Origin of the sequence: Pseudomonas sp. AN3A02 (assembly GCF_011765255.1) — a bacterium.
Classification (GTDB): domain Bacteria; phylum Pseudomonadota; class Gammaproteobacteria; order Pseudomonadales; family Pseudomonadaceae; genus Aquipseudomonas.
On the sequence record NZ_JAARNI010000001.1, the window covers coordinates 36,861 to 50,393 of the forward strand.

At 59.0% G+C, this 13,533-nt stretch carries 15 protein-coding genes and 1 pseudogene; 8 read left to right on the forward strand and 8 right to left on the reverse strand.

Annotated elements, in window-relative coordinates; genetic code table 11:
* Positions 1 to 33: 33 nt before the first annotated feature.
* Both HBJ59_RS00215 and HBJ59_RS00220 read right to left on the reverse strand, forming a co-directional pair.
* Positions 34 to 276 carry a hypothetical protein gene (locus HBJ59_RS00215; RefSeq protein ID WP_167662459.1) on the reverse strand — a complete coding sequence of 81 codons (243 nt, stop codon included), beginning with the start codon at positions 274 to 276 and terminating at the stop codon, positions 34 to 36.
* Between the two features lie 12 nt (positions 277 to 288).
* Positions 289 to 765 (reverse strand): hypothetical protein, encoded by a 477-nt coding sequence (locus tag HBJ59_RS00220; protein WP_167662460.1) that lies wholly within the window; start codon positions 763 to 765, stop codon positions 289 to 291.
* Positions 766 to 984: 219 nt separating this feature from the next.
* On the opposite strand from HBJ59_RS00220, the gene HBJ59_RS00225 reads away from it, so the two are divergent.
* From HBJ59_RS00225 to HBJ59_RS00235, 3 genes are all read left to right on the forward strand, one after another.
* Positions 985 to 2,322, forward strand: coding sequence for an MFS transporter (locus HBJ59_RS00225; protein ID WP_167662461.1), 1,338 nt, complete (start codon positions 985 to 987; stop codon positions 2,320 to 2,322).
* A 233-nt stretch (positions 2,323 to 2,555) separates the two neighbouring features.
* Complete coding sequence (locus tag HBJ59_RS00230) at positions 2,556 to 3,008, forward strand: thiol-disulfide oxidoreductase DCC family protein (RefSeq protein ID WP_167662462.1); 453 nt, start codon at positions 2,556 to 2,558, stop codon at positions 3,006 to 3,008.
* Complete coding sequence (locus tag HBJ59_RS00235; RefSeq protein WP_167662463.1) at positions 3,005 to 3,373, forward strand: DoxX-like family protein; 369 nt, start codon at positions 3,005 to 3,007, stop codon at positions 3,371 to 3,373. The genes HBJ59_RS00230 and HBJ59_RS00235 overlap by 4 nt, the downstream gene beginning before the upstream one ends.
* Before the next feature lie 8 nt (positions 3,374 to 3,381).
* On the opposite strand, the gene HBJ59_RS00240 is transcribed toward HBJ59_RS00235, so the two are convergent.
* From HBJ59_RS00240 to HBJ59_RS00250, 3 genes and pseudogenes are all read right to left on the reverse strand, one after another.
* Positions 3,382 to 3,729: a hypothetical protein gene (locus HBJ59_RS00240; protein ID WP_167662464.1), complete on the reverse strand. Its 348-nt coding sequence runs from the start codon at positions 3,727 to 3,729 to the stop codon at positions 3,382 to 3,384.
* A 15-nt stretch (positions 3,730 to 3,744) separates the two neighbouring features.
* Positions 3,745 to 4,236: a DUF2269 domain-containing protein gene (locus tag HBJ59_RS00245; protein ID WP_167662465.1), complete on the reverse strand. Its 492-nt coding sequence runs from the start codon at positions 4,234 to 4,236 to the stop codon at positions 3,745 to 3,747.
* A 3-nt stretch (positions 4,237 to 4,239) separates the two neighbouring features.
* Positions 4,240 to 5,368, reverse strand: a pseudogene (locus tag HBJ59_RS00250) (saccharopine dehydrogenase family protein).
* On the opposite strand from HBJ59_RS00250, the gene HBJ59_RS00255 reads away from it, so the two are divergent.
* The 4 genes from HBJ59_RS00255 (at position 5,362) to HBJ59_RS00270 (ending at position 7,246) form a co-directional block, all read left to right on the forward strand.
* The gene (locus HBJ59_RS00255) at positions 5,362 to 5,739 is read left to right on the forward strand and encodes a GNAT family N-acetyltransferase (RefSeq protein ID WP_083676698.1); all 378 of its coding nucleotides are present in this window, start codon (positions 5,362 to 5,364) and stop codon (positions 5,737 to 5,739) included. The pseudogene HBJ59_RS00250 and the gene HBJ59_RS00255 sit on opposite strands and share 7 nt — an antisense overlap.
* A gap of 11 nt (positions 5,740 to 5,750) precedes the next feature.
* On the forward strand, positions 5,751 to 6,155 hold the full coding sequence (locus tag HBJ59_RS00260; RefSeq protein WP_076016116.1) for a hypothetical protein: 405 nt from the start codon (positions 5,751 to 5,753) through the stop codon (positions 6,153 to 6,155).
* A 274-nt stretch (positions 6,156 to 6,429) separates the two neighbouring features.
* Entirely contained in the window at positions 6,430 to 6,753 is a 324-nt protein-coding gene (locus HBJ59_RS00265; RefSeq protein ID WP_167662466.1) for a low molecular weight protein tyrosine phosphatase family protein, read from the forward strand.
* Positions 6,754 to 6,859: 106 nt separating this feature from the next.
* Positions 6,860 to 7,246 carry a hypothetical protein gene (locus HBJ59_RS00270; protein WP_076016118.1) on the forward strand — a complete coding sequence of 129 codons (387 nt, stop codon included), beginning with the start codon at positions 6,860 to 6,862 and terminating at the stop codon, positions 7,244 to 7,246.
* 806 nt (positions 7,247 to 8,052) lie between these two features.
* Here the strand turns inward: HBJ59_RS00270 and HBJ59_RS00275 are convergent.
* The 3 genes from HBJ59_RS00275 to HBJ59_RS00285 form a co-directional block, all read right to left on the reverse strand.
* A complete protein-coding gene (locus HBJ59_RS00275) occupies positions 8,053 to 8,853 on the reverse strand; it encodes a GNAT family N-acetyltransferase (protein ID WP_167662467.1) in 801 nt (266 codons plus the stop codon).
* 108 nt (positions 8,854 to 8,961) lie between these two features.
* Complete coding sequence (locus HBJ59_RS00280; RefSeq protein WP_167662468.1) at positions 8,962 to 10,176, reverse strand: MFS transporter; 1,215 nt, start codon at positions 10,174 to 10,176, stop codon at positions 8,962 to 8,964.
* Positions 10,177 to 10,253: 77 nt separating this feature from the next.
* Positions 10,254 to 11,753, reverse strand: a complete 1,500-nt coding sequence (locus HBJ59_RS00285; protein ID WP_167662469.1) for a PLP-dependent aminotransferase family protein — start codon at positions 11,751 to 11,753, stop codon at positions 10,254 to 10,256.
* 77 nt (positions 11,754 to 11,830) lie between these two features.
* Here HBJ59_RS00285 and HBJ59_RS00290 point away from each other — a divergent pair, with 77 nt between their 5' ends.
* A complete protein-coding gene (locus HBJ59_RS00290; protein WP_167662470.1) occupies positions 11,831 to 13,501 on the forward strand; it encodes a M24 family metallopeptidase in 1,671 nt (556 codons plus the stop codon).
* Positions 13,502 to 13,533 lie beyond the last annotated feature (32 nt).

Sequence of the window (13,533 nt, forward strand, 5' to 3'; positions counted from 1 at the left end):
CGAGCGCCAATCAGCGGAAATGCTTGCCTCTCGTCAGCCAATCGGCTCGAACCGTCGACGCCTCTTGAACAAACCCAATCCCAGCGGAACGGCAAAGATCGACATCAGCCCCAGATCAAACCCCAATAAGTGGATCTGACTTGCAGCAACGCAGCCGACCGCACCACCCACTACCAGCAACATCCCCAGCCACTTGCGAAGCAGATACGGCTTTAAAAAACGATCCAACAGAAAGTAAAGCACCAGGGCAATGACCAACTGGATAATTTCGGACATGGGCTTCTCCAGTCAGGTCTTGATGATGAGTGTTGTACCGGTGCGCTGCGGGCCGATACCGCCGTTGACCTGCGCCTCGATGCTGACCAATACGTCGCCTGCATGATAGGTGGGCAAGATTTCATTCACGTACATCCGCACACCGACCCCTACAGGAGCAACCGCGTAGGGGGAGGCCACAGTGGCGGCAGAGCCGAAGGCGGTGGCGGCAAGGTTAGCGATCTTGGTGCGCTGAGCATTGAGGGTATCGCCCTGTTGCCGGGTCAGCGGCTTGGAGATGCCGATCATCATCTGGCACGGCAGGTTCTTGGCCAACATCTTGTCGTACACCTCGACGACCTTACGATTGACCTCATAGTGGGCGCTTTTCGCTTCGCCAAAATGCAGCTCGCTCAGGCGTCCGCGATCGCTGTCGGTGAGGGTGATCTGCGAGACGTTGAAAACGATCCCGTGATTGCCCAGGTATTGGAAAGTCCCATCGAACTTCATCGCACGCATCCTTTCGAGCCAAAGGCGGGGATTCTCTACAAGGCGCGCGCTGGATTCAAATCATTTCACCCTGCGGGCCACATGTATTGGCCCAATTCCTGCCTCTGCCCTACCCCATCAAGTCGCTACTGACTACGCGGACGACTCTTTTGAGCCCCGCCGCCCAACTGCCGCCCCCGATAATCAAGCATTCCCCTACCACCGCCGAGGCCTTCCCCCATGACGAGCCCATCCACCGAACAGGTCAGCCCGCAAACCCTGCGAAGAGTGATCATCGCCGCCGGCATCGGTAACTTCGTCGAGTGGTTCGACTTCGCCGTCTACGGCTTCCTCGCCACCACCATCGCCCAACAATTTTTCCCCAGCGGCGACGCCAGCGCGGCACTGCTCAAGACCTTCGCGGTATTTGCCGTGGCGTTCGCGTTTCGGCCCCTGGGCGGGATTTTCTTCGGCATGCTCGGCGACCGGATCGGCCGCAAACGCACGCTGGCCATGACGATCTTGCTGATGGCCGGCGCCACCACGCTGATCGGCCTGCTGCCCACCTACGCCGCCATCGGCGTAGCGGCGCCGATTCTGTTGTCGCTGATCCGCTGCGCTCAGGGCTTCTCCGCCGGGGGTGAATACGCCGGGGCTTGTGCCTATCTGATGGAGCACGCGCCGAGTGACAAACGTGCCTGGTATGGCAGCTTTGTGCCGGTGTCGACGTTCTCGGCGTTCGCCGCCGCAGCGGTGGTGGCTTATGCACTTGAAGCGTCGTTGTCCGCCGAGGCGATGGGCAGTTGGGGCTGGCGCCTGCCGTTCCTGATCGCCGCGCCGCTGGGCCTGGTGGGGCTTTACCTGCGCTGGAAGCTGGATGAGACGCCGGCGTTCCAGGCGGTGAAGCAGGAACACGCGGTCGCCCACTCCCCGCTCAAGGAAACCCTGCGCAACCATGGTGCGGCGATCTGCTGCCTGGGCGCTTTTGTGTCGCTCACGGCGCTGTCGTTTTATATGTTCACCACCTACTTCGCGACGTATATGCAGGTGGCGGGTGGGCTGAGCCGTGCGATGGCGTTGCTGGTGTCGCTGATTGCACTGATCTTCGCGGCGGCGATTTGCCCGCTGGCGGGGTTGTATTCGGATCGCGTGGGGCGTCGGGTCACGGTGATGACGGCGTGTGTGTTGTTGATGGTCGTGGTGTACCCGTCGTTCCTGATGGCCAGTTCCGGCTCGTTCGCGGCGTCTATCGTCGGGGTGATGTTGCTGGCGGTGGGCGCGGTGTTGTGTGGGGTGGTGACGGCGGCGTTGCTGTCGGAGACCTTTCCGACCCGCACGCGGTATACCGCTTCGGCGATTACTTACAACATGGCTTATACGATCTTTGGGGGTACGGCGCCGTTGATGGCGACGTGGTTGATCAGTACCACGGGCAGCAATCTGTCGCCGGCATTTTATCTGATTGCGGTGGCGCTGCTGGCGTTGGCGGGTGGGTTAGCGTTGCCGGAGACGTCACGGATTTCGCTGCATGATGTGGGCGCGGAGGAAAAAGGTGCAGCGCCGGTGTTGTCGCGCTAGGTTCGGCTGTTGTGAACGCAATGCCCAATCCAACAAAGATCAACTGTGGGAGCGGGCTTGCTCGCGAATGCGGTGTGGCAGTGAAAAATGTGCTGACTGACCCACCGCATTCGCGAGCAAGCCCGCTCCCACACTGGATTTTCTTTGCTTGTTAGATCTCCACTCCCGGACTGAACAGTGTGGGCGAACGCGAGTATGATCCAGGCTAACCCGGCCCGACTGGACCCACACACATGCCCGCCTCCCACACCCGCCCTACTCCCGCACCACTCCTTAAGCCCGGCGAAACCGTGGTGCTGTTCCACGGTGTGTGCAAGCTGTGCAACGGCTGGGCGAGGTTCCTGATTCGCCATGACCGCGACCGGCGTGTGCGGTTGGCGGCCGTTCAGTCGCCCGAAGGTCAGGCGCTATTGGCCTGGGCGGGGTTGCCGCTGGATCAGTTCGACACCATCGCAGTGATCCGCGACCGGCACTATTGGACGCGTTCGGAAGCGGTGTTCGAAATCATTGCGCAACTGCCTGCCCGCTGGCGCCCATTGCTGCTCCTGCGCGCCATCCCGCGCTTTCTTCGGGATTGGGCTTACGATCGCATCGCACGCAATCGCTATCGGCTTTTCGGGAAATACGACACTTGCCTGTTGCCAGATCCGGATCATGAGCAGCGCTTTTTGAAAGAACAGCCATGAATACCTTTGTGCGCATCAACTGGATCGCCCGAGGCGGCCTGGCGTTCATGTTTGCCTACCATGGGCTGGTGCCGAAGCTGCTGTGGTTGAGCCAGGGCGAGCGGACGATGATCCAGGCTCACGGGATCGAACAAGTGCAGGTGTTCGCCACGCTGGCGGGGGTTGGGGAAATTGTCCTGGCGGTATGGATACTGCTTTCACCACGCAGCGCCTGGCCGATTGCAGTGGCTGCGGCTGCGCTGGCGGGGCTGCTGGTGGATGTGGCGGTGTTCAGCCCGGCGATGCTCAGGGAGGCGTTTAATCCGGTGTCGCTGAATGTGGCGGGGTTGGCGTCGTGTGCAGTGGCTTGGAATACCAAGCCCTGAACGGGCCTTTATTTCAGCTCAATGGCATCAAGCGCAGCTTCCAGCACTGATAACTCAACCACGCTGCCATCGCCCAAGCGTGCAACAAGCCCTGCACAATCAATCACCACACACACGCCCCGCCCTGTTTTATCTCCCGGGAACTTGCGCAACTTGAGCTCCACTGTGGTTGGGTTTAGCCACACCGACTGATCCGCCGACCAACGAGCGTCCTCAAACTGAAAAACACAGCTCCCCTGCCATGTATCCACAATCTGCGGTGAACACACCCACTGCGTATTCCGCGCCTCCCAGGGCGTCACCTCGACCCGGTAGTGATCATCCGGTGAGGTGGATTGGATTTCGGTTTCACTCATTGGCAGTTCCTTTTATCAGCAACACAGCCCAATCAACTGCCACGGCGTCATCTTCGTCACCATGATCAGCACGATCACAAACATCCCGGAAAACCCGAAAACGCCCATCCAGAACCATTTCCGGTAAACGCCGCGGTATCCATCATCCAGCGGCCTGCCCGTCTCGACCGCACTGAGCGCCATCTGCTGCAACCGCTTCTGCAGCACCAGCACCGGCAGCCAAAGCGCCCCCACGCACAGGAAGATGATCAGCGACGTCAGCACCCATTCGGTGGTCAGCGGCAGCCCGGCAAGCTTGATCAGCAGAAAGCCGGTGATGATCTGGATAAAGCCCGCCGGCGTGGTAATCCAGGTATCAAACTGCACCACCATCCGCGCCACTTGGGCGATCACTTGCGGGTTGGCCGTACGGCTTGCGGCGATCAGGTACAGGTAGGAGCCCATGCCGAAGCCGAACAGGAAAATCGCCGCGATGATGTGGATGTACTTCAGGCCCAGATAGAGCATGGGTCAGCCCTGCCCGTCAGAGAATTGCACGGCCAGGCTGAGGTTCGCCGGGTCGTTGATGGCGGCCATGTATTCGTCGACGGTGATTTCGCCAACGCACGGCCGCGCACCGGGTTCAGGCACGTAGCCTTGGGCGATTTTGAGGGCAAGGGCAACGGCGGCGCAGCTGGGGATTTCCGGGCCCTTGTCATTCAGGGCCGTCAGTTGCACCGCCAGGGACAGCGGATGCCCTTCGGTGCCGAGGCCTTGCACGTCGATGTACATCGCGCTTTTGCCATCGCCAAAGCGCTCGAACCAGGTACCCAGCCGATGCAGGCGCGCGGCCCAGGCGACATGGTCTCGCACGATTCCCGTGCGCAGCGCCTGGGCCAGCAGGTAGTTGGCGACACCACCAAGCTTGAGCCCCGCGCCAGCCTTGAAGCTCAAAGTGTGGGCACCATAGCGACTGGCGAAGATGTCCATGTCGGGCACGTCCACATTCGCCAACACCCGCGTGCCGAGCTCAGGCATCTTGCGCAGCGTCAGGTCCTGCCAGCCCAGCACTTCATACACCTGGCCATGCCGGAGTTGCTTGATCGGTTTGCCCGCGTAAGCCAGCACGCCTTCGACGGTGGACAAGCCCGGCATCTTGGCCGAAGAGGAAATGCCGTGCTCGATTGCGTCGATGCGGGTGAAGCGGTAGCGGTACTGATCGATGATGGCGGAAGACAACGTCGGCACGGAGCTGCAACCACTGAGGATTGCCACGCCTGCCTGCCGGGCTTGTGCATCCAGCACGCTCACGCCATTGACGAAGGTGCGGCAGTCGGACAAGGTCGCAGTAGTTCACGCCCGCGTCGATGCAGCTCTGGGCGACCGCATAGGATTGCCCCTGGAACGGCCCGCCGGTGTGGATCACCAGTTGGATGTTCATCGACCGCAAAACGGACGCGAACCCGGCGCCCATGGCATCGCCGCACCAGCCTTCGCAGGCGGTGCCCGACTGGCTTTTCAGCTCATCCACTTTGCGCTGCAACTTGTGCGGGTCGCGGCCGGAGATCACCAGTTCAATGCCCGGCGCCACCACCAAATGCCGGCAAACGATGCTGCCGAAATTGCCGTAGCCACCGACCACCATCACCCTGAGTGTCATTCCATTTTTCCCTAAACTATCGATCATGCGCTGAGCCTGAGGCAGACTGGCGGCTGAGGCGGCTAAAGATACCCGATTTGTTTAACCGCTTGAGCCTGGATCGTTGTGCCGTTGGGGTCACGGGATTGAAGCCTGTGCCCGATGAAGAAGTGACGGCAGAAGTCGGCTACTTGTTTCTCAGCGGGCAACAGGGGAAGGGCTACGGTTTTGAATCAATGCAACGGGTCATGGATTACGCCCACGACGCAATCGGGCTGAAGGTGCTAAACGCAGTTGTAGCCGACGGCAATGCCGCTTCTTGCCGCCTGCTGGAGAAGTTGCTTCGAATGCTACCCTCTTCAATCTCTGGCCTCAGTGCTGCTTATTTATAATGTGAGACTGTATGAATAACCAACTCGCCATGTTGATCAGTGACTACCAAGCAAGCGTTGCCGCCGCGGTGGACATGATGCAGCGGTCTGGTATCCCACGACCCCCGACCAATACGGATTGGGTGGTAACCGACATTCCTCAGCGTGGAGAGCTGGAAGGCGGAGTTCGTTACTTCAAGCACGGCTATGGCTGCGCGGTAAGCCTCCCCACAGGTACAGTAGACTTTGACTTTGGGGATCGTGGTGAAATCGATGGCTTCGACGCATGGCGACTTGCTAGTTTTGCCGGCGACAAGTTGTCGGATTACGGTTTTGCTGATGAGGATGCAATCACAGAGTGCTTCAAAGCAGAAGTGGCGGCCGGTTCTCTCGTGTATTCCGGGTACATTCTTTACTACGTAGCGGATAACACCTGACAGTGCCTGTCGAAATAGTCCGTTCTATCCGTGCATTAAGTTCTCAGTCCAGAGTGCCTGCGTGGATCTGCCAATTCAGGTCACCGCCAACGACCAGTTTTGGCCGACAGCTACCGCTCATGAACCACCGCCTTCGACCCATAGCAGCCGCTCGCGAGGGGCTTCTCTCGATTGCCCGGAGCGGACGCATTTCTATGGTTCTCACAAGCTAAGCTGTCAGTATGTGTCCGAACCTGAGTTTCGGATCGCCGGAAAAATTTGGAGTTAAACCACTTTGAATGTGTTGTTCATCTGCGGCAAAAATCGCTTACGTAGTCCGACCGCCGAGCAACTTTTTGCTGATTGGTCGGGTGTTGAGACAGCATCGGCTGGTGTTAATAACGATGCGGATGTGCTTGTAAGCCAGGAGCTTCTCGAGTGGGCCGATCTCATTTTTGTGATGGAGCAAAACCATCGAAAGAAACTCACTGCTCGTTTCACCTCGGAGTTGGCGGATAAACGTATCATCTGCCTGAATATTTCTGACGATTACGAATACATGGCACCAGCGTTGATCACGCTACTGGAAGCGAGAGTCGGGCGTTATTTATCTGCCTGATGTTATGTCCGCTTCTGCGCCGTCTCAACCTGATCAGTCGACTGACCGATTGGCCGGTTGCTTCCACTCATGAACGACCCCTTTCGCACCTAACCGGAAGAAGCCCATGCTCATGGTGTTACCGAAGATCGAACTCAAGGAACTGTCGGTGAAAGCGGAAGCAGACGGTTTAACGCTGAGTGATCTAGTCCCCATTTGCGAAAGGTTCGGCGTTGCACCGCATGATGTGCTGAACGAGCTGTCCGTCGCGGTTGCGGAAGGCTACATACAAGGATCTCTGCTCTATGAGTTTTGCAACGGCGTTATGAACGGGATCATAAATACTGTGGTTGAAGTAGGAATGACTAACGACATGCCTCAGCCCGCTTTGTTGCTTTACCAGGCATTCGATCAAGGTGAATGGTTCCGTAGTAACGACCCACCGGGAACTGACCCCAGTGAGAAATACACGAAGCCGGTGGTCGAGGAAATAATGCGTACCCTTGGAGACTAACTTTCACAGATCGGGAGGTTTTCGCTTTTCGGCTGGAAGGTAGTGGATCGAACGCCGCGTTGGCCGATCTCTGACTGTCGCGAGGGCCATAATCGACCCAGAGCGGGCGCCCAGACATTCAAACCAAACGAGTAGATAATCGGCTGCTATTCCAGCCGTTTCCAGTACGTATGAACAACAAATCTTCCCAACGCGAATCTACCGGCAGTACAGCATATAGCCTTGCGCAGGCCCACGGTGCACGGCCCCTGTCCGTTGATGGCTATCATCAAACGGTAGAACTGTGCGGTCGCGTCGCCTGCGGTTGGCTGTTTCGCTACAGGATCATTTGCAGCTTGGACATCCCAGCGCATGACCAACAGTCATTCGCTGGCGCCGCAGGTTGCTTGGTTGCTGACGACGGAGAGATACGTGATCTATCAGGTCCGATGTTCATGGAGATGCTTCACATGCTGGCATAGCTCGAAGGACCACTTTTGGCGGGTGGAAATGGAAATGCAACCGGCCGCCCCTAACTCTCCCTAACAAATCGTCACAAGAAAAAATCAGGTCTTCCAAGGTCTCAAAAACGGCGCATGAATTTAATTTAAATGCGCCGTTTGCCGCCAATCATCCAACTTTATTTTGCTATTTTAGACGCCGCTCCTGTCCTCTCCGACAGGCGATAACTGATCGACTTCAGCCTCGGATGACAACTGGCTGCATTGGGTCGAAAACGGCCGAAGCCGAGTTTCTGCTATTGGCCGGTTGCTGCCCGTCGCGGCAGACAGCTATCGATCAATAACAGCCGCTCACACCGACATACCTCAACTACCCACCAAACGATACAGCGCCTGAGCGTGAGATGCCGTTAGCCCTGTGCGCTGCAAATTACGGCGACTTTGCGAACTGGGAAGCGCAGTTGCGGCGATCACAAGGCTGCCGTGCTTCTTCGCATGCTCTATGCGGTGAGAGATCAGGGCTCCGTGGTAACCCAAGCCTCGTGCATCTTTTCGGGTGGCTGCCGTCCCAAGGTAGGCAACTCCGTTGCTGGCCAGGTACATCAACGCGCCTGCAACCACCTGTCCATCAGCTTTAAGGACGTAGATTTTCAGACGGTCATTTGCCATCAGTCCTGCAAACGAAGCCTGGCTCATCTGACGATGCTCTGGCTTGGTATGAAAGCCACTCGCATGAACGGCTGCGAACTCAGGCAGCGTGTGTGAGGTGGCTTCTTCGATTTCGAATGCGTGGTGGTTCAAAACCACGTCCTCGATGGAGCACGCGAGCTGCAGGTGCGTCCAACCCCTCAGGCGCTCCAAGCGCCCCTCCCCCACAAAAGCGTGCTGTTCCAACGTCGAGGCCTTGCCGATAAGAGGCGTTACGGTCGAGTACTCTGCTGATTCCTTGAGTAGGCTCAACAGTGCCTGGGGTTTGCTGGCGCTGTCGCCGTAGATGCGATTGAACATCGGGCTGGGCGATGCCTTCACTTGAAAGCATGGAAACGCTTCGTTGAAAAACACACGAGCACCAAAAGGGTTTCCACTGACCCGAGACAAGCTCTCAACGCGGGAACACAAATACTCGCTTTCTGCGGTCTCGATCGCATGAGCCATTCCAACGTCCATGTGCGTAGTCCTTATTGCGGGATTTCCAGGGAAGGTAGCGGTAAATCAAACACTACGTATCTGCAAGATAGCCTGCTTCAGCGTCCGCTTTTTCCCTCTCCATTTTTCTCATTGCCCACGATCACCGCGTCCAGTGTCGTAGCGTTTGGAATACGAGGCACCCATCAGATAGAAGCACCCGCCCGCCACGATAAACGCCGCGAGCATGTAGAACATGAAATGCGCCGACTGCGTTGCCAGGGCAAAGCCGCACAACACCGGCCCCAGCGCACCGCCGAGGCTGGACAGGTTTTGCGCGCCGTAATACATGCCGCGCAAGTGGTCCGGCGCGATGCGGTCAATGAACATGTACTCGGCCGGGAAGACGATGATTTCGCCCACGGTGAAGATCGCCACGGCCAACGCCCAATGCAGCACGGTGGTGGACAACGCAAAGCCGACGACGCCCAGCAGAAACAGGCTGAAGCCCGCCGTCAGCCATTGATTCAAATGTTCATTGGTAATGCGCTTGCCCACGATGTACTGCAGGCAGATCACCACCGTCGCATTAACCGCCACAACCGAGCTGATGACCCGGTAGGTAAATTCCGGTGTGCTTGTGGTCACCAGGTATTGCGAGATGTAGCCGGTGAACTGGCCGAACGCCACGGCGCTCAATGCGCCGCCAACCGTGAAGCAGACCAGGCGATAGTCCTTGAGCAGAATGCGCCCCACCGCGACGAACGACACCGGGGCATTGGCCGGGTCGGCGGAGCTGAGGCTCCTGTCGCCCCACACCATGTAGGTCAGGAAGAAGCTCATGCCCAGGATCGCAGACACCAGGAACGGCAGTTTCATGTCCATGTGCGCGAGCCCCGCGCCAATGAACGGCCCCACCGCATAACCAATGTTGATCAGGGTGTAGCGCACCGAAAACACTTTGCCGCGTTCGGCTTCCGGCAGCAGTTTGCCAAACGCCGCCTTGACCACGATATCGATCACTGAATAGGCAAAATTGAACGACACCAGAAACAGGAAAAACAGCCACAGGTGGGACGTGACGCACATGCCGACGAAGCCAACGGTGAAAAACCCCGTGAAGCTGAGGATCAATCGATAGCTGGAGATCTTGTCAGTCAGGTAGCCGCCGTAAAGGCTAAGCAACGAGCCGACGAGCATCGCACCGCCCACTACCAGGCCGATCTCGCTGATGCCCAACGTGAAGTTGGATGACAGATAAATCACCATATACGGCAGGGTAATGGCGCGCCCCAGTGTCAGGAACAACGCAGATGACAGCAGCAGATTGACCGAAAACGGGTAGTGTCTGAAGGCAGCGAGCATCAGAGTCGGTTCCTGTAATGGGCAGTATCAAAAGCTAAGTAACATATCCTTACACATTCACCTTTCAGCCGGCATCATTATTTAGCCGCTTCCCCAATCGCCCGCGCCGCCTGAGCCAGGCGCTGCGTGGCTGCGCGGATTTCCTCCGGATTGAGCGAGGCGAAACCCAGGCGCAAGGCATTCTCCGGATGATCAAAGGGTGAAAACAGGCGACCGCTGCGCACCACCAGGTCCAGCTCCAGAGCTTTTTCAGCCAGTTGATTGACGTTGATTGAGTCGGCGAACCTGACCCACAACGCCAGCCCGCCTTCCGGCTCCTGCACGGCTATCTGCTCGCCAAACGCCTCCAGCAAACAACTCAGCAGTGTCTCCCGACGCCGACGGTATTCCCTGGACACCCGACGCAGATGCTTCTTCAACTCGCCATCGTTGATCAAGTCCGCGAGCATCCGCTGCATGACGGCATCGCCCTGGCCCAGGCTCACCGCCGCCGTGCGCTCGAGCACTTCGATGAGGTTCGACGGGGCAACGATATAGCTGCAACGGAAGGTACTGCCCAGGGACTTGGACAGTGAGCCGATGTAGATCACATGACGCTGCGCGCTGTCGCTGGCCAGGGGCAAATAGGGCCGTCCGGAAAAGTGATACTCGTGGTCGTAATCTTCCTCGATGATGCAGAAATCATGCAGCCGGGCCAATTCCAGGAGCTGCTGGCGACGTCCGGCACGCAGGCTGACGGTGGTAGGAAACTGGTGATGGGGGGTGACATACATCATCCGCACGTTGTGCCGGCGGCACAGTTCATCGAGCTGGTCGACCCGGCAACCTTCGTCGTCCAGGTCCACGGTGACCAGTTGCGCGCCCAACTGGCGGAAAATCTCCCAGGCAGGTGGGTAACTCAGGCGTTCGACCACCACCACATCACCGGGTTTGAGCAGCGCGCTGGCGGCCAAGTACAGCGACATCTGCACGCCTTGGGTCAGGCAGATCTGCTGCGCGTCGACATTCAGGCCGCGATTGTGCCGCAACATTTCGGCCAGGGCGTCGCGCAAGTACTGGCCGCTGCCTTCGGTGCCATGGCGCACGGTGTTGGTGGTAAAGCTGTTGCGCAAGGCGTTGCGGTAATAGCGATGCAGGACGGCTTGGGGCAGCAAACGATGGTCACAGGCACCATTATCGAAAAACAGCGCGCCCGGCCGATGTTGCAGCGCTGTCGCCTGCTCGCCCGGGGTGAAATAGGCCGCAGCAGGCACCTCCCGCAACGCGGGGGCAAACGACGTCGGCGCGCTGGCGGCAGTCACCGCTCCTGTCGCCAGTTGCGTACTGACGAAGGTGCCGCGACGTTGAATGCTGACCAGCCAGCCTTTGGTCACCGCCTCCTCGTAGGCAAGGATTACCGTCTTGCGGTTGACGTCCAGCAGTTGCGCCATTTCCCGCGTGCCGGGCAACAGCGTTCCGGGGCGCAGGCGTCCCTCGGCAATCGCGCTTACCAATCCTTCGATGATCTTTCTGTACGACGCCTGCGGCTGCGCGCCATCGAGCTTGAGCAGCGGGCGCCATTTGCGGAGCTGGACCATGTGAATTATCCAAAACTGGAGGTTCTTCTGGTCCTAGTCTAACGCAACAATCGAACCTCAATTGCCCCGAGGTGTTTATGCACAACCGCCATGTCGTTGAATTGTTGCCCTCGGGCAAATCCTTCGAAGCCGCCGATGACTTGCTGCTCGACGCCATGCTGGCCAGCGGTCTTGCCGTACCCTTCTCCTGCCGCCGCGGCGCCTGCGGGTCGTGCAAGGTCAAGGTGGTGTCGGGCGAGTACCGCGAAAAGGTGCTCACACCCGACACCCCGGCCGCCTCCTACCCTCTCGCGGCTGACGAGATGTTGCTGTGCCAGAGCCATGCCTGCAGCGACATGCGCCTGGAAATTCCCGGCTGGTCACTGGACACGCCAGCCTTGGAAGTCAGCGCACAGGTGATCAGCAAGCGCGCGTTGAGCGCCGACATCGTCGAGCTGGTGTTGCTGACCGCCCAGCCACTCGACGTGCGGGCCGGCCAGTACGTCAGGTTTCGCCTTGACGACGGCGACAGCCGCTGTTTCTCCGTCGCCAATCTGCCCGCACAGGATCAAGGCCGGTTGGTGTTTCATATTCGCCAGGTCAGCGGCGGCCTGTTTTCCGAACGCATCCTGCCGACCCTGCAAGTGGGTGACGCAGTGAAAATCGAAGGCCCCGTGGGCGCCTGCACCTGGCAACACGACGATGAGCGCCCTGTTGTGCTGTTCGCGACCGGGACCGGTTATGCCGGCATCAAGCCCTTATTGCTGACGGCCCTGGCTCGCCAGGCCGAAGTCACCCTGTATTGGGGAAACTCGTCGCCGGCAGACTTCTACGACGCTGAGTTTCTTGAGCGGGCCAGCCAGGCACATCCACGCTTTCACTGGCATCGAGTGCAGTCGGTAGACGCCCGCGTGCAACAGGTTGCACTGACACAGCCCCACAACTGGGCGGATAGCCAAATCTACGCCTGCGGCAACAGCAAGATGATCAGCCAAGTCCGCGAAACCTGCCTGGCAGCGGGCGCCCAGGCTCACCGTTTTGTCGCCGAAGCCTTCGTTCCCAGCGGTGCATTGACACCAGCGGAGTCGCTCAACACGCGGCACCCGGTGCTGGAAAAAGTCGGCCCGCGCTACTCGCTGGACGGCATGCTCGCTGCCCGCGAGCAGACGGTCAGAGCCCTGGCCGCCATCGCCGCCCAATTGAAAGTCGGCATGACTACGGCGCAAGCCCTCGACATGGCCAGTCAAACCTTGCAGGCCATGGGCGCTTCTCACACCTGGCACCCCACCTATATCCGCTTTGGCGACGACACCATCCGCACACCGCGCCAAGGCATCGACCCGCAACGCAAGCTGCGCGCCACCGATATCGCCGTGGTCGACCTCGGCCCGGTGTGGGATGGCTATGAAGGCGATTACGGCGACACCTTCGTCTTCGGCGAGCACCCGTTGCATGGCGCCTGCGTGAAAGCACTGCATGAAGTGTTCGACGAAACCCGCAGCGCATGGCACCAAGGGCTGACCGGACGCGAGCTGTACGACTTCGCCGAGCACAGTGCCCACTCCAAAGGCTGGCGCCTTGAGCGCAACCTGGCCGGGCACCGCATCGCCGACTTCCCGCATGCCCTGTTCGGGCAGGACAAGCTGGCTGAGGTCGAGATCGTACCGAGCGAGATGGTCTGGGTTTTGGAAATTCAGCTGTGTCATCCCACACAACCGATCGGGGCGTTTTTCGAGGATATTTTGATTGGCGAGGCGAAGGGGGTCTAGTTGTCCCCCCTACTCGCCGGGTGCCGGAGAGT